The sequence below is a fragment of the Mycobacterium sp. DHQP2018-32-09 genome (genome assembly GCF_058148405.1).
This window is the reverse complement of record NZ_JBYVYK010000015.1, coordinates 87,955-102,511: the sequence shown is the minus strand read 5'-3', so window position 1 is coordinate 102,511 and position 14,557 is coordinate 87,955. Positions and strand designations below refer to the sequence as shown.

Below are 14,557 nucleotides of genomic sequence, written 5' to 3'. Positions count from 1 at the left end.
GCTGCGGCGGCCACCGCCGCACCCCGCGCCGCATCGCGGCCGACGATGGCCACGGACGCACCACGCGCGGCGAACAATTCGGCGCACGCGCGGCCGATGCCTGCCGTGCCGCCGGTGACGAGCGCGCCCGCAGGCCTGCCAATTCGGCGGTCATGCCGTCAACGCCTCGGTCGGGCACCCGTGGTCGCGATGGGCCAGCGCGACGCGCAGCCGCTGCTTGCCGCGCGACACGCGTGACATCACCGTCCCGATCGGAATGTCCAGCAGCGCAGCCGTTTCGGCGTAGGTGTATCCCTCCACGGCGGTGTAGAAGACCACCGACCGCACCCCGTCGGGCAGGGAGCCCAGCGCAGCGCCCACGTCGCCGTCTGGCATGTCGGCGAGCACTTCGGCCTCGGCGGACCGATCGTCGGCCACGTCCCCCGCCGCCTCCAGCGCGACCAGCGTCGGCCGGCTCTGCGCCTGGCGGTAGGCGCTGACCCAACGGTTGTGGAGAATGCGGAACAACCAGGCCTTGAGGTTCGTCCCGTCCTCGAACGAGCCGAAACCGCGATAGGCGTGCAGCAGGGTGTCCTGCACCAGGTCGTCGGCGTCTGCGGGATTCACGGTCAGCCGTCTGGCACGTCGCCGCAGGGCTTCGCACAGCGGTGCGGTCTGCCTGGCGAAGCGTTCGGCGTCCGATTCGGCGCTGATGGCGGTCATCGATGCTCCTCGGGATGTTGGTCGCGGATCAGCGGACGGCGGCATGCTGGTCGAGCCAGTCCGGGTAGCGGGTGCCGAACACCGTCGCGTCGGGGCCGGGGATCAGCGTGTCCTGCTCGACGGCCACCCCGAAGTACGGTGCCGCGGCATCGGTGAGCACCGTGCGCGCATCGCCGCGCGCACGCAGTTCGGCGCGCGCCAGCTCGTCGAGGGGGTAGGCCTGCGGGCCCGCGACCTCTCGGATGCCGTTGGCGGGGTCGCCGACCGCGGCGCGGGCGACGGCGGTCGCGACGTCGGCCGAGGCGATCGGTTGGCACAGCGCCGACGGCAACCGCACCGTGTCGCCGTCGGTGGAGACGTCGGCGATCGGCCCCACGAACTCGAAGAACTGCGTGGCATGCACGATCGTGTACGGCAGCCCGGATTCGGCGATCAACCGTTCCTGCGCCGCCTTGGCCCGGAAGTAACCGCTGGCCTGCAGCCGGTCGGTGCCGACCACCGACAGCGCGACGACGTGTGCCACGCCGGCAGCGGCCGCGGCGGACAGGACGTGGCCGGTGGCGGCGGTGAAGAAGTCCATGGCCGGGCCATCGTCGAACGACGGCGAGTTCGAGACGTCGACGACGACGCGGGCACCGGCGAACGCCTCTGCCACGCCTGCGCCGGTCACGGTGTCGACACCCGTGCCGGGTGAGGCGGCCACCGCCTGGTGCCCCTCGCTGGTGAGCAGGTCGACGACCTTCGAGCCGATCAGCCCCGTGCCCCCGATGACGACGATCCTCATGCTGTTCCTCTCGCCCGATGCCGGCCGCGGCCCGTGCGGACCGTTGGTTTCAGCCTGCTGCCGCGGCGACCGTGGCGGACCCCGGAAACCCCGTGGTCGGTGCGTGGTCGGCGAGTCCCGGGGTCGACTGGGCCCGGGGTTGGACGTCGATCAGAAGGATTCGATCAGAGGGAGCGCTGACGCACCTGCGGTCGCGAGCTGACGCCGGGCGTGGCGCCAAGGTGCGCAGGCGCCAGGGTGTGGGCGCCAGGGTGCAGGCGCCAAGGTGTGGGCGCCAGGGTGTGGGCACCAGGGCGTGGGCACTAGGGAACGGCGCGAGGCCGATCTCGCCGTTGGCGTGGCCTCGCGCGGTCGGGTGTCGCGCAGCGGAAGCGGCGGGGTCAGCTCCCGCTGTAGGTCTCCGGGTCGGGGCGGAACCGGGTGCCGTCGTCGAGCCCGCTCAGCGCGTCCATGTGGTCGCCGGTCAGCTCGAAGTCGAAGACGTCGAAGTTCTCCACGATCCGTTCGGCCTTGGCCGAGCGGTACACCACCGAGTTGCCGAGCTGGACGTTCCACCGGATGAGGACCTGTGCGGGCGTCTTGCCGTACGCGTTGGCGATCTCGACCACCGTCGGGTTGTCGAGCAGTTTGCCGACGCCCAGCGGACCGTAGGCCTGCGTGACGATGCCGTGTCCGGCGTTCACGGCGCGCAGCGCCGCCTGGTTCAGCAGGGGGTGCAGCTCGATCTGGTTCACCGCGGGGGTGAAGAACGTCAGATCGAGGATGTTCTGCAGGTCGTCGGGCGTGAAGTTGGCGACGCCCACCGACTTCGCGTTGCCCAGCTCCGTCTGCTTCATCATGCCGCCGAAGCTGTCGACGTACTTGCTGGGATTGCCTGCAGGCCAATGGACGAGATAGAGGTCCACGTAGTCCATGCCCAGCCGCTCGAGGCTCGCGGCGAGCGCGTCCTGACCGGCCTGGTAGCCCTGGTCGGCGGTGGCCAGCTTGGTGGTCACGAAGATCTCGGCCCGCGGCACGCCCGAGGCCGCGACGGCCCGGCCGACGGCGGCCTCGTTGCCGTATGCGGCCGCCGTGTCGATGAGCCGGATGCCTGCCTGCAGCGCCGCGGCGACGGCGTGCTCGGCCTCGGCCTCGGACAGCTCGCCGGTCCCGATGCCGAGCGCCGGGATCGTGTTGCCGTCGTTGAGGCTCACGTTGGGGACTGCTGCGGCCGACGTCATGTTCTACCTACCCTCTGAAGTTGAACGTTCGTGGATCGGGGCCCATCCGGGTGCCATCTTCGAGCCCGGCGACCGAGGCCATGTCCTGCTCGGTCAGCTCGAAGTCGAACACGTCGACGTTGGCTTTGATCCGTTCTGGGTTCACCGATTTCGGGATGACGATATTACCGAGCTGGACGTGCCACCTAATCAACACCTGCGCAGGCGTTTTGCGGTGTGCTCCGGCGATGGCCTCCAGCGTGGGGTGCGTCAGCAGCGACCCCTGGCCCAGCGGGCTCCACGCCTCGGTTGCCACGCCGAGGGATGCGTGCACCTCGCGCAGCTCGCGCTGCGGCAGCAGGGGGTGGAGCTCGACCTGGTTGACCGCGGGCGTGATGCCCGTGGCGTCCACGACGGTGCGCAGGTGCTCGGGCTCGAAGTTGCTGACCCCGATCGACGTGACCCGGCCCTCCTCGCGCAGCCGTGCGAACGCGCGGAACGTGTCGACGAACTGGTCGACCTCCGGCATGGGCCAGTGCACCAGATACAGGTCGAGGCGGTCGAGGCCCAGCTTGGCCATGCTGGTGTCGAACGCGCGCAGCGTCGAGTCGAACCCCTGGTCGGCGTTCCACAGCTTCGTGACCACGAACACGTCGTCACGCGGGATGCCCGAGTCCCGCACCGCCCGGCCCACCTCCGCCTCGTTGCCGTAGGCGGCCGCGGTGTCGACGTGGCGGTAGCCCGCCTGCAGCGCGGCGGACACCGCCCGCTCGGTGTCCTCGGCGGGGGTCTGCCAAACTCCCAACCCAATGGCGGGAATCGAATTACCGTCGTTCAGCGTGATCGAGGGAGCCGGAGAAGTGACCATGCCCACCAGCATGCCCGCCAGCGCCGTACGCGACACCGCCGTAGGTGGCACCAGGGTCGTCGATCCCGGCGTGGGCAGGCCGAGTGCGGCCCGGTTGGCCCTGCTCAACACCCTCAGCCGCGTCACCATGCCCGCCGTCGCGCACGTGCCGGATCCGGTCAAACGCGTGCTCCTGGGCCGCCGGACGGTGACCGTCGACGGCAACACCCTCGACACCACGCTGCAGTTCGTCCTGGCCGCGCAGCGGACGGCCGGCGTCAACGGGCTGCTCGCCAGCGACGACGTCACCGTCGCCCGTCGGCAGCTGCGCACGCTCAGCGCGATCATCGACGTGGAGGTCGCCGTCGGCGTACGCGAGGTCGACGTCCCGGGACCCGCGGGCGCGCTGCGTGCGCGGCACTACACCCCGGTGAACGCCGCCGACGGGCATCCGCCGCTGCTGGTGTTCTTCCACGGCGGCGGCTTCGTGGTGGGCGACCTCGACACGCACGACGGGCTCTGTCGCCTCATCTGTCGCGATGCGGGCATGCACGTGCTGTCCGTGGACTACCGGCTGGCTCCCGAGGACCCTGCGCCCGCCGCGGCGCAGGACTGCCTGGCGGCCTACCGGTGGGCGGTGGCACACGCCGACGACCTGGGCGCCGACCCCCGTCGCATCGCGGTCGGCGGCGACAGCGCAGGCGGAAACCTGGCCGCCGTGGTGTGCCAGCGGGTCCGCGCCGAGGCCGACGTGCCCGCACCGGCCCTGCAGTTCCTGATCTACCCGGCGACGAACTTCGCCGGGGAGACGCGGTCCAAGACGCTGTTCTCCGAGGGTTTCTTCCTGACCAAGCGGCACATGGACTGGTTCCAGGACACCTACCTGTCCGGCGATCTCACCGACCCCGCCGACCCCGCCGTGTCGCCGCTGCTCGCGGACGACCTGACGGGGCTGCCGCCCGCGCTCGTCCTCACCGCGGGCTTCGACCCGCTGCGCGACGAAGGCGAGGCGTACGCACGGGCGCTGAGCGTGGCCGGGGTCGCCGTCGACTACCGCTGCTACGGGCCGATGATCCACGGCTTCGCCAACTTCGTGCCGCTGGGCGGCGGCGCGGTGACGGCGATGGCCGACGCCATCTCGGCGTTGCAGGCGCACCTCACCCGGTGCTGATCACGGTGGCCGCACGGTGACCACCGGCGCCTCTCCGGCCGTCTCGGTGGCCGCCGTGGAGGCCGCTAGTACCCTGTGACCGTGGCCAACAAACCCAAGAAGACCGCCAGCTACGACCTCAAGGCCGCCGATCGCAGGCGCAACCTGCTGATCCAGATCGGTCTCACCGCGGTCGTGGTGATCTTCGCCGTCGCGCTGGTGCTCACGATCGTGCTCAACAAGAAGGACAAGCCGGGCGCCGGCGAGGCCAGGGCCATCCGCGTGGAGACCAGCAACGTCATCACCAAGGAGGGCACCACCGAGCCCAAGGTGGTCCTGGGCACCTACGAGGACTTCCTGTGCCCGGTGTGCGGCCGTTTCGAGCAGACGTTCGGGCCCACCATCAAGAACCTCGTCGACAGCGGCGCCATCGCCGTCGACTACACCATGGTCGCCATCCTGGACCGGCCGCAGAACGACAACTACTCCTCTCGCGCCTCGGCGGCCGCCTATTGCGTGGCCGACGAGGACAAGACGCCGGACAAGCAGGCGTTCCAGCGCTTCCACGCCGCGCTGTACGCCCAGCAGCCCAGCGAGGTCGGCACGTCGTTCCCCACCAACGAACAGCTCATCGAGACCGCCCGCCAGGCAGGCGCCGCCGGCTCCGTCCCCGAGTGCGTCAACTCCGGCAAGTACATGGACATGGTCGGCGGCCTCGCGTCGGCGGCGAACATCCGGGCCACCCCGACCGTCCGCATCAACGGTGAGGACTACCAGTACTCGACGCCCGACGCCCTGGTCGCCAAGGTGAAGGAGATCGTCGGCGACATCCCGGTGACCGCCGCGCCGCCCGCCCAGCCGGCTCCGGGACAGGCACCGGCCGCGCCATGACGGTGACCGACGCCGCCTCCACGGCCCGGGACTCGGACGCCCCCGGGGGCGTCCGGGTGCGACGGTCCAGCGCCGTCTGGATCCTGGTCGCCGGCGTCGTCGGCTTCGCCGCCGCGTTCACGCTGACCGTCGAGAAGATCGAAATCCTGATCAACCCGGCCTACGTGCCGTCGTGCAGCATCAACCCGGTGCTGTCGTGCGGCTCGGTGATGGTCACTCCGCAGGCCTCGCTGTTCGGCTTCCCGAACCCGCTCATCGGCATCGCCGCGTTCGCCGTGGTGGTCGTGACGGGCGTGCTGGCGCTCGCGAACGTCCGCCTGCCGCAGTGGTACTGGTACGGCCTGACGGGCGGCACGCTGCTGGGCGTGGTGTTCGTGCACTGGCTGATCTTCGAGAGCCTGTACCGCATCGGCGCCCTGTGCCCGTACTGCATGGTGGTGTGGTCGGTGACCGTCCCGCTGTTCGTCGTGGTCGCCTCGATCGCGCTGCGCCCCCTGGCGGGCAACCCCGTGGCGCGCGTGCTGTACCAGTGGCGGTGGTCGCTGGTGGCGCTGTGGTTCACCGCGCTGGTGTGTCTGATCCTGATCCGCTTCTGGAACTACTGGTCCACGCTTCTCTGATCGGTTCGGTGCAGACCGGGAGGCGGGTTAGGGTAGCCCGTGATTTCGAAGCTGCTGGTGGCCAATCGCGGTGAGATCGCGATCCGCGCATTCCGTGCCGCCTACGAGATGGGCATCGGCACGGTGGCGGTGTACGCCTTCGAGGACCGCAACTCGCCGCACCGGCTGAAGGCCGACGAGTCCTACCAGATCGGCACCGAGGGCCACCCGGTGCGCGCCTACCTGTCGGTCGACGAGATCATCCGTGTGGCGCGCCTCGCGGGTGCCGACGCGGTGTACCCGGGATACGGCTTCCTCTCGGAGAATCCGGACCTGGCACGGGCCTGCGTCGAGGCCGGGATCACGTTCGTGGGCCCTGGCGCCGACGTGCTGGAACTCACGGGCAACAAGGCGCGTGCCGTCGCCGCCGCCCGCGACGCCGGGTTGCCGGTGCTGGCCTCGGCGGCCCCGTCGGCCTCGGTCGACGAGCTGGTGGCCGCGGCCGCCGAGATGGAGTTCCCGATCTTCGTCAAGGCCGTGTCCGGCGGCGGCGGGCGGGGCATGCGCCGCGTCGCCGATCGCGATGCGCTGCCCGAGGCCGTCGAAGCCGCCAGCCGCGAGGCCGAGTCCGCGTTCGGCGATCCGATGGTCTACCTGGAGCAGGCCGTCATCAACCCGCGCCACATCGAGGTGCAGATCCTCGCCGACGGCACCGGTGAGGTGATGCATCTGTTCGAGCGCGACTGCTCGGTGCAGCGCCGCCACCAGAAGGTGATCGAGCTGGCACCCGCGCCCAACCTCGACGAGGAACTGCGGCAGCGGATCTGCGCCGACGCGGTGGCCTACGCCCGCCAGATCGGCTACTTCTGCGCGGGCACCGTCGAGTTCCTGCTCGACGAGCGCGGCCACCACGTCTTCATCGAGTGCAACCCGCGCATCCAGGTCGAGCACACGGTGACCGAGGAGATCACCGACGTGGACCTGGTGTCCTCGCAGCTGCGGATCGCCGCGGGGGAGACGCTGGCCGATCTCGGGCTGAGCCAGGACACCGTGCGGATCCGCGGCGCGGCCATGCAGTGCCGCATCACCACCGAGGACCCGGCCAACGGCTTCCGCCCGGACACCGGCCGCATCACCGGATACCGCTCGCCCGGCGGCGCGGGCATCCGTCTCGACGGCGGCACGAACCTCGGTGCCGAGATCTCGGCGCACTTCGACTCGATGCTGGTGAAGTTGACGTGCCGCGGACGCGACTTCGGCGTCGCGGCGGCGCGCGCCAAGCGAGCGCTGGCCGAGTTCCGCATCCGCGGGGTGTCGACGAACATCCCGTTCCTGCAGGCGGTGCTGGAGGACCCGGACTTCCGTCAGGGACGCGTGACGACGTCGTTCATCGACGACCGCCCGCACCTGCTCACCGCGCACACCCCGGCCGACCGCGGCACCAAGATGCTGAAGTTCCTGGCCGAGGTGACGGTGAACTCGCCCTACCGCGACCGCGAGCGGGTGTATCCGCAGGACAAGCTGCCGGAGCTGGACCTGACGACGGCGCCGCCCGCCGGCTCCAAACAGCGCCTCGAGCAGCTGGGACCCGAGGGATTCGCGGCGTGGCTGCGTGACTCCGACGCCGTCGGGGTCACCGACACGACGTTCCGCGACGCCCATCAGTCGCTGCTGGCCACGCGGGTGCGCTCGTCGGGCCTGCTGCTGGTGGCACCGTACGTCGCGCGCATGACACCGCAGCTGCTGTCGATCGAATGCTGGGGCGGCGCCACCTATGACGTGGCGCGGCGGTTCCTGAAGGAAGACCCGTGGGAGCGCCTGGCGGCACTGCGGGAGGCCATCCCCAACATCTGCCTGCAGATGTTGCTGCGCGGACGCAACACCGTCGGCTACACCCCCTACCCGGAGACGGTGACGCACGCGTTCGTCGACGAGGCCACCCGCACCGGGGTGGACGTGTTCCGGATCTTCGACGCGCTCAACAACGTCGACTCGATGCGCCCCGCCATCGACGCGGTGCGCCAGACCGGCACGGCGGTGGCCGAGGTGGCGATGTCCTACACCGGCGACCTGTCGAACCCGAACGAGACGCTGTACACGCTGGACTACTGGCTGCGGCTGGCCGAGCAGATCGTCGAGGCGGGCGCGCACGTGCTGGCGATCAAGGACATGGCCGGTCTGCTGCGGGCACCGGCGGCCGCCACCCTGGTGGGCGCCTTGCGGCAGCGGTTCGACCTGCCGGTCCACGTGCACACCCACGACACCCCCGGCGGCCAGCTGGCGACCTACCTGGCGGCCTGGCAGGCCGGGGCCAGTGCGGTCGACGGGGCGGCGGCGCCGCTGGCGGGCACCACCAGCCAGCCCGCGCTGTCCTCGATCGTGGCGGCCGCGGCGCACACCAAGGTCGACACCGGGCTGGACTTGGCGGCGGTGTGTGAGCTGGAGCCCTACTGGGAGGCGCTGCGGCGGGTGTACGAGCCGTTCGAGTCGGGCCTACCCGCCCCGACGGGGCGGGTGTACACCCACGAGATCCCGGGCGGGCAGCTGAGCAACCTGCGCCAGCAGGCCATCGCCCTGGGGCTGGGAGGTCACTTCGAGGCCATCGAGTCCGCCTACGCCGGCGCCGACGCGATCCTGGGCCGACTGGTGAAGGTGACGCCGTCGAGCAAGGTCGTGGGTGACCTGGCCTTGGCGCTGGTCGGGGCCGGCGTCTCGGCCGAGGAGTTCGCCGCCGACCCGGCCCGCTACGACATCCCCGACAGCGTGATCGGGTTCCTGCGTGGCGAGCTGGGCGATCCGCCAGGCGGGTGGCCGGAACCGTTGCGCACCAAGGCTTTGCAGGGCCGGGCCGAGCCCAAGCCGGAGGTGGCGCTGGCCGCCGCGGACGAGGCGGCGCTCGCCGAGCCGGGGGTGGCGCGGCAGGCGACGCTGAACCGGCTGCTGTTCCCGGGGCCCACCAAGGAGTTCGAGGCGCACCGCGAGGAATACGGCGACACGTCGCGGCTGAGCGCCAATCAGTTCTTCTACGGTCTGCGTCACGGCGACGAGCACCGCATCCAGATCGAGAAGGGCGTCGACCTCATCGTGGGGCTGGAGGCCATCTCCGATCCCGACGAGCGCGGCATGCGCACCGTGATGTGCATCATCAACGGCCAGCTGCGTCCCGTGCTGGTACGCGACCAGTCGGTGGCCAGCGACGTGCCGTTGGCCGAGAAGGCCGACAAGGGCAACGCCGACCACGTCGCGGCGCCGTTCGCCGGCGTGGTCACGGTCGGGGTCGCCGAGGGGGACCGCGTCGAGGCCGGTCAGACCGTTGCCACCATCGAGGCCATGAAGATGGAGGCCGCGATCACGACGCCCAAGGCGGGCACCGTCACTCGTGTCGCCGTCGCCGAGACGGCCCAGGTCGAGGGTGGCGACCTGCTGGTCGTGATCGGTTCCGCCGCCACCGGTTCGGGAGGCTCGGACTGACCCGCATCATCGGCGGCAGGCACGGCGGCCGACGAATCACGGTGCCGCAGGGCAGATCTCGCGGCGGCACCGGGACCAGGCCGACCACCGACCGGGTGCGCGAGTCGGTGTTCAACGTGCTGGCGGCGCGCCTGGACTTCGAGGGCATCCGCGTGCTGGACCTGTATGCCGGTTCGGGTGCGTTGGGGCTGGAGGCCGTCTCGCGCGGTGCGGCCGCGGCGACGTTCGTCGAGGCCGACCGGCGGGCCGCGGACGTGATCGCGCGCAACGCCGCGGACCTGGGCGCGATCGGCGTCGACATTCGTTGTGCCACGGTGCGTTCCATCGTGAGTGCGCCCGCGCCGGCGGCCGCGGACCTGGTGTTCGCCGATCCGCCCTACGAGGTGTCCACCGCCGAGGTGGTCGACGTGGTGGCCGCGCTGGCGGGCGCAGGCTGGGCGGGGGACGGGACCATCGCCGTGGTCGAACGCCCGGCGTCGGCGCCGCCGCTCGACTGGCCCCGGGGGTGGACGGGGTGGAAACCGCGCACCTACGGCGACACCCGTGTGGAGTTCGGCGAGTCCGAGCCCATCGCGTAGCGTGCCCCGCATGAGCGGCGCGGTGTGTTCGGGATCCTTCGACCCCGTGACCCTCGGTCACGTCGACGTGTTCGAGCGGGCCTGCGCCCAGTTCGACGAGGTCGTCGTGGCGGTGCTGGTGAATCCCAACAAGAAGGGCATGTTCACCGCCGAGGAGCGCATCGAGCTGATCCGGGAGTCGACGACGCATCTGCCGAACCTGCGCGTCGAGAGCGGCAGTGGCCTGGTGGTCGACTTCGTGAAGGCGCGGGGCCTGACCGCGATCGTCAAGGGGCTGCGCACGGGCGCCGACTTCGAGTACGAGGTGCAGATGGCGCAGATGAACCGCCACGTCGCCGGTGTCGACACGTTCTTCGTCGCGACGGCCCCGCAGTACGCGTTCGTGTCGTCGTCGCTGGCCAAGGAGGTCGCGACGCTGGGCGGCGACGTGACCGACCTGCTGCCCGCCCCCGTCAACGAGCGGCTGCGCGCCAAGCTCGGCGGCTAGCCCGCCAGGCGGCGACGCGACACACCGGCGCGCAAAAGCCCAGTCACACGAGTAACACCAGGCACACTGGTACCAACGACTACGCCTGGAGGACCTTGCCGTGTACCGAGTATTTGAGGCGCTCGACGAGCTTGGCGCCATCGTGGAGGAAGCCCGCGGCGTGCCGATGACGGCAGGTTGCATGGTCCCGCGCGGTGACGTCCTCGAACTTCTCGACGACATCAAGGACGCGATCCCAGGCGAACTCGACGACGCCCAGGACGTGCTCGACGCCCGCGACAGCATGCTGCGCGAGGCCAAGGAACACGCCGACAACATGGTGGCCAACGCCACCGTCGAGGCCGACTCGCTGATCAATCACTCGCGCGCCGAGGCCGACCGGTTGCTCTCGGACGCCAAGGGGCAGGCCGACCGGATGGTGGCCGAGGCGCGTCAGCACGCCGAGCGCATGGTCGCCGACGCCCGCGCCGAGGCCGAACGCCTGGCCGCGACGGCCAAGCGGGAGTACGAGGCCAGCACCGGTCGGGCCAAGTCCGAGGCGGACCGCCTGATCGAGAACGGCAACCTGTCCTACGAGAAGGCCGTGCAGGAGGGCATCAAGGAGCAGCAGCGCCTGGTGTCGCAGACCGAGATCGTGCAGACCGCCACGATGGAGGCCACGCGGTTGATCGACACCGCGCACGCCGAGGCCGACCGCCTCCGCGGCGAGTGCGACATCTACGTCGACAGCAAGCTGGCCGAGTTCGAGGACTTCCTCAACGGCACCATCCGCTCGGTGGGCCGGGGGCGCCACCAGTTGCGCACCGCGGCGGGCACGCACGACTACGCCTCGCGCTGACCGGCCGGCGACGCCGACGCGACCCATCGGGACCCGTCGGGGTCCGGTCGTAGGATCTAGGGCATGTCAGCGACGAAGGGACCAGCGGCCAAGGGGCACGGGGCGCGCCGCAACGCGCCGTCGGTGTTCGTCCTCGACGTGGCGCGCCTCGGCCGCAGACCGGGATCCATGCAGCAGATCGACGAGACCGTCGACTCGCCTCGGCGCATCGGGCTCGAGCTGGTCGCCATCGAAGCGGGCGCTCCGGTCGATCTCGACCTGACGCTGCAGTCGGTGTCGGAGGGCGTGCTGGTGACCGGGACGGTGTCGGCTCCCACGGCTGCCGAGTGCGCCCGCTGCCTCAAGCCGGTCACCGGCCACGTCGACATCGAACTCACCGAGCTGTTCGCCTACCCCGACAGCGTCACCGAGGCCACCACCGAGGCCGACGAGGTCGGTCACGTCGGGTCCAGCGGTCACGCCGACACGGTCGATCTCGAACAGCCGATCGTCGACGCCGTCGGGCTCGCCCTGCCGTTCTCCCCGCTGTGCCGGCCCGACTGCCCCGGCCTGTGCCCGGAGTGCGGCGTGTCCCTGGACGACGCCGAACCCGGCCATCACCACGACGTCATCGATCCGCGTTGGGCCAAACTGGCCGCCCTGCTGCCCGACGACGCGGCGCCGTCGGACGGGGACGGGTCGTGACGGCCGATCGTCGACCGCTCCTAGACGCCCTGGGCGTCGACCTGCCCGACGAGCTGCTCACGATCGCGCTCACCCATCGCAGCTACTCGTTCGAGAACGGCGGCCTGCCCACCAACGAGCGCCTGGAGTTCCTCGGCGACGCCGTGCTGGGCCTGCTGATCGCCGACATCCTGATCGATCGGCACCCCGACAGCCCCGAGGGTGAACTGGCCAAGCTGCGCAACAGCATCGTCAACACCCAGGCACTGGCGGGCGTGGGCCGTGCGCTCACCGAAGACGGGTTGGGGTCCTACCTGCTCCTGGGCCGCGGCGAGGTGGTCACCGGGGGCGCGGACAAGGCCAGCATCCTCGCCGACGGCGTCGAGGCACTGCTCGGCGCGGTGTACTCACGGCACGGCTTCGACACCTCACGCGAGGTGGTGCTGCGGCTGTTCGGCGACCTGCTGGACACCGCACCGTCGTTGGGGGCCGCGCTGGAATGGAAGTCGAGCCTGCAGGAGCTGACCGCCGCGCGGGGGCTCGGTGCGCCGCGCTACGTCGTCAGCTCCGACGGGCCCGACCACGATCGCGTGTTCACCGCACTCGTCATCGTCAACGGCGAGGAGTACGGCACCGGCGTCGGGACCACCAAGAAGGACGCCGAGATCAAGGCCGCCGCCCAGGCGTGGACCGCACTGGATTCCGAGCCGTCCCGGGACGGGGCGCTCCGGCCGGAGGCAGCGCCGTCCCGCGATGCCTGAACTCCCCGAAGTCGAGGTGGTGCGCCGCGGTCTGGACGCGCACGTCACCGGCAGGACCATCACGGCGGTGCGCGTGCACCATCCGCGCGCGGTCCGGCGCCACGAGGCCGGCCCGGGCGATCTGACCGCGCGCCTCCTGGACCGCACCGTCGTCGCCACCGGGCGGCGTGGCAAGTTCCTGTGGCTGGTCCTCGACGGCCGGGAGGCCCTCGTCGTGCACCTCGGGATGAGCGGCCAGATGCTGTTGGGGCCCATCCGCAAGGCCGAGCACCTGCGCATCGCCGCGCTGCTCGACGACGGCACCGAACTGAGCTTCGTCGACCAGCGCACGTTCGGCGGCTGGATGCTCGCCGATCTCCTCACCGTCGACGGCACCGAGTTGCCCGAGCCCGTCGCCCACATCGCGCGGGACCCGCTCGACCCGGAATTCGATCGCGATGCCGTCGTGAAGGTGTTGCGCCACAAGCACTCCGAGATCAAGCGGCAGTTGCTGAACCAGACCGTGGTGTCGGGCATCGGCAACATCTACGCCGACGAGGCGCTGTGGCGGGCGAAGGTCAACGGGGCCCGGCTGGCCGAGGCGCTCACCAAACCCAAGCTGGCCGAGATCCTGGCGCACGCGGCCGAGGTGATGCGCGACGCGCTCGGGCAGGGCGGCACGTCGTTCGACTCGCTGTACGTCAACGTCAACGGCGAGTCCGGGTACTTCGACCGCTCCCTGGACGCGTACGGGCGCGAGGGGGAGCCGTGCAAGCGGTGCGGCGCGGTGATGCAGCGCGACAGGTTCATGAACCGCTCGTCGTTCTATTGTCCGCGCTGCCAACCGAAACCGCGGTCATCGACGCCGCGCTGATCGTCGACGAGAGAGGTACGTGCATGACCGAACTGTGGGTGGAGCGCACCGGGGTGCGCCGCTACACCGGCAAGAGTTCACGCGGTGCAGAGGTGCTGGTGGGCTCCGAGGACGTCGAGGGTGTCTTCACCCCCGGCGAGCTGCTCAAGATCGCGCTGGCCGCGTGCAGTGGCATGTCCAGCGACCATCCGCTGCGCACCAGACTCGGCGACGACTACGCGGTGACCATCCGCGTGTCGGGCCCACCCGACCGTGAGCGCGAGGTGTACCCACGGCTCGACGAGCGGCTCGAGGTCGATTTGAGCGCGCTGGGCGAGCAGGATCGGGCGAAGCTGCTCACCATCGTGGGCCGCTCCATCGACAAGGTGTGCACCGTCGGCAGGACCCTCAAGGAGGGCACCGAGGTGACGCTCGACGTCGTCGACACGGCCGCAGCGCCGGGCCACGATGTCGGGTGACGACGACGTCCGGCTGGTGGCCTGGGTGCACGGCCGCGTGCAGGGCGTGGGCTTTCGCTGGTGGACGCGCTCGCGCGCCTTGGAGCTGGGGTTGAGCGGCTACGCCGCCAACAAGCCCGACGGCCGCGTCCAGGTGGTGGCGCGCGGTCCCCGCGCGGCGGCCGAGCGCCTGTTGGCGCTGCTGCAGGGCGGTGCCACGCCCGGCGAGGTGACGACGGTGGTCGCCGACTGGGCGCCGGCGGGCGAGCCCATGGACGGCTTCACCGAGCGCTGACG

The 14,557-nt window shown here is 70.9% G+C and carries 16 protein-coding genes and 1 pseudogene; 12 read left to right on the top strand and 5 right to left on the bottom strand.

The annotated features are described in order from the left end of the window. The 5 genes and pseudogenes from AC30CM_RS09975 to AC30CM_RS09955 form a co-directional block, all read right to left on the bottom strand. Positions 1–154, bottom strand: a pseudogene (locus AC30CM_RS09975) (SDR family NAD(P)-dependent oxidoreductase); the annotation flags it as partial. After that, complete coding sequence (locus AC30CM_RS09970) at positions 151–702, bottom strand: sigma-70 family RNA polymerase sigma factor (protein ID WP_490116688.1); 552 nt, start codon at positions 700–702, stop codon at positions 151–153. The gene AC30CM_RS09970 and the pseudogene AC30CM_RS09975, both read right to left, overlap by 4 nt. Before the next feature lie 28 nt (positions 703–730). Further along, positions 731–1,486, bottom strand: coding sequence for an SDR family oxidoreductase (locus AC30CM_RS09965; protein ID WP_490116687.1), 756 nt, complete (start codon positions 1,484–1,486; stop codon positions 731–733). 380 nt (positions 1,487–1,866) lie between these two features. Continuing rightward, positions 1,867–2,706 (bottom strand): aldo/keto reductase, encoded by an 840-nt coding sequence (locus AC30CM_RS09960; RefSeq protein WP_490116686.1) that lies wholly within the window; start codon positions 2,704–2,706, stop codon positions 1,867–1,869. A 7-nt stretch (positions 2,707–2,713) separates the two neighbouring features. After that, positions 2,714–3,553: an aldo/keto reductase gene (locus tag AC30CM_RS09955; RefSeq protein WP_490116685.1), complete on the bottom strand. Its 840-nt coding sequence runs from the start codon at positions 3,551–3,553 to the stop codon at positions 2,714–2,716. On the opposite strand from AC30CM_RS09955, the gene AC30CM_RS09950 reads away from it, so the two are divergent. The 12 genes from AC30CM_RS09950 to AC30CM_RS09895 all read left to right on the top strand — a co-directional run bounded on the left by AC30CM_RS09950 (position 3,552) and on the right by AC30CM_RS09895 (position 14,555). After that, positions 3,552–4,703: an alpha/beta hydrolase gene (locus AC30CM_RS09950; protein WP_490116684.1), complete on the top strand. Its 1,152-nt coding sequence runs from the start codon at positions 3,552–3,554 to the stop codon at positions 4,701–4,703. The genes AC30CM_RS09955 and AC30CM_RS09950 overlap by 2 nt on opposite strands. A gap of 81 nt (positions 4,704–4,784) precedes the next feature. Beyond that, positions 4,785–5,573, top strand: a complete 789-nt coding sequence (locus AC30CM_RS09945) for a DsbA family protein (RefSeq protein ID WP_490116683.1) — start codon at positions 4,785–4,787, stop codon at positions 5,571–5,573. Then, positions 5,570–6,193, top strand: a complete 624-nt coding sequence (locus tag AC30CM_RS09940; RefSeq protein WP_490116682.1) for a vitamin K epoxide reductase family protein — start codon at positions 5,570–5,572, stop codon at positions 6,191–6,193. Before AC30CM_RS09945 ends, AC30CM_RS09940 begins: the two co-directional genes overlap by 4 nt. 39 nt (positions 6,194–6,232) lie before the next feature. Next, on the top strand, positions 6,233–9,643 hold the full coding sequence (locus AC30CM_RS09935) for a pyruvate carboxylase (protein ID WP_490116681.1): 3,411 nt from the start codon (positions 6,233–6,235) through the stop codon (positions 9,641–9,643). Continuing rightward, complete coding sequence (rsmD, locus tag AC30CM_RS09930; RefSeq protein ID WP_490116700.1) at positions 9,640–10,221, top strand: 16S rRNA (guanine(966)-N(2))-methyltransferase RsmD; 582 nt, start codon at positions 9,640–9,642, stop codon at positions 10,219–10,221. The genes AC30CM_RS09935 and rsmD overlap by 4 nt, the downstream gene beginning before the upstream one ends. A 10-nt stretch (positions 10,222–10,231) precedes the next feature. Continuing rightward, the gene (coaD, locus tag AC30CM_RS09925) at positions 10,232–10,708 is read left to right on the top strand and encodes a pantetheine-phosphate adenylyltransferase (protein WP_490116680.1); all 477 of its coding nucleotides are present in this window, start codon (positions 10,232–10,234) and stop codon (positions 10,706–10,708) included. 100 nt (positions 10,709–10,808) lie between these two features. Continuing rightward, positions 10,809–11,546 carry a cell division protein SepIVA gene (gene sepIVA, locus AC30CM_RS09920; RefSeq protein WP_490116679.1) on the top strand — a complete coding sequence of 246 codons (738 nt, stop codon included), beginning with the start codon at positions 10,809–10,811 and terminating at the stop codon, positions 11,544–11,546. A gap of 63 nt (positions 11,547–11,609) precedes the next feature. Beyond that, complete coding sequence (locus tag AC30CM_RS09915) at positions 11,610–12,230, top strand: YceD family protein (protein ID WP_490116678.1); 621 nt, start codon at positions 11,610–11,612, stop codon at positions 12,228–12,230. Then, complete coding sequence (gene rnc, locus AC30CM_RS09910) at positions 12,227–12,970, top strand: ribonuclease III (RefSeq protein ID WP_490116677.1); 744 nt, start codon at positions 12,227–12,229, stop codon at positions 12,968–12,970. The genes AC30CM_RS09915 and rnc overlap by 4 nt, the downstream gene beginning before the upstream one ends. Continuing rightward, positions 12,963–13,823, top strand: a complete 861-nt coding sequence (gene mutM / locus AC30CM_RS09905) for a bifunctional DNA-formamidopyrimidine glycosylase/DNA-(apurinic or apyrimidinic site) lyase (protein ID WP_490116676.1) — start codon at positions 12,963–12,965, stop codon at positions 13,821–13,823. Before rnc ends, mutM begins: the two co-directional genes overlap by 8 nt. Positions 13,824–13,846: 23 nt before the next feature. Further along, complete coding sequence (locus AC30CM_RS09900; protein WP_490116675.1) at positions 13,847–14,281, top strand: OsmC family protein; 435 nt, start codon at positions 13,847–13,849, stop codon at positions 14,279–14,281. Then, entirely contained in the window at positions 14,271–14,555 is a 285-nt protein-coding gene (locus tag AC30CM_RS09895) for an acylphosphatase (protein WP_490116674.1), read from the top strand. The genes AC30CM_RS09900 and AC30CM_RS09895 overlap by 11 nt, the downstream gene beginning before the upstream one ends. Positions 14,556–14,557 lie beyond the last annotated feature (2 nt).

Excerpts from the sequence above, each read along its gene's own strand:
- AC30CM_RS09970 (WP_490116688.1), bottom strand. The coding sequence starts at position 702 with ATGACCGCCATCAGCGCCGAATCGGACGCCGAACGCTTCGCCAGGCAG.
- AC30CM_RS09895 (WP_490116674.1), top strand. The coding sequence starts at position 14,271 with ATGTCGGGTGACGACGACGTCCGGCTGGTGGCCTGGGTGCACGGCCGC.
- coaD (WP_490116680.1), top strand. The coding sequence starts at position 10,232 with ATGAGCGGCGCGGTGTGTTCGGGATCCTTCGACCCCGTGACCCTCGGT.
- AC30CM_RS09950 (WP_490116684.1), top strand. The coding sequence starts at position 3,552 with ATGCCCACCAGCATGCCCGCCAGCGCCGTACGCGACACCGCCGTAGGT.
- AC30CM_RS09940 (WP_490116682.1), top strand. The coding sequence starts at position 5,570 with ATGACGGTGACCGACGCCGCCTCCACGGCCCGGGACTCGGACGCCCCC.
- AC30CM_RS09900 (WP_490116675.1), top strand. The coding sequence starts at position 13,847 with ATGACCGAACTGTGGGTGGAGCGCACCGGGGTGCGCCGCTACACCGGC.
- mutM (WP_490116676.1), top strand. The coding sequence starts at position 12,963 with ATGCCTGAACTCCCCGAAGTCGAGGTGGTGCGCCGCGGTCTGGACGCG.
- AC30CM_RS09955 (WP_490116685.1), bottom strand. The coding sequence starts at position 3,553 with ATGGTCACTTCTCCGGCTCCCTCGATCACGCTGAACGACGGTAATTCG.
- AC30CM_RS09960 (WP_490116686.1), bottom strand. The coding sequence starts at position 2,706 with ATGACGTCGGCCGCAGCAGTCCCCAACGTGAGCCTCAACGACGGCAAC.
- AC30CM_RS09965 (WP_490116687.1), bottom strand. The coding sequence starts at position 1,486 with ATGAGGATCGTCGTCATCGGGGGCACGGGGCTGATCGGCTCGAAGGTC.
- AC30CM_RS09915 (WP_490116678.1), top strand. The coding sequence starts at position 11,610 with ATGTCAGCGACGAAGGGACCAGCGGCCAAGGGGCACGGGGCGCGCCGC.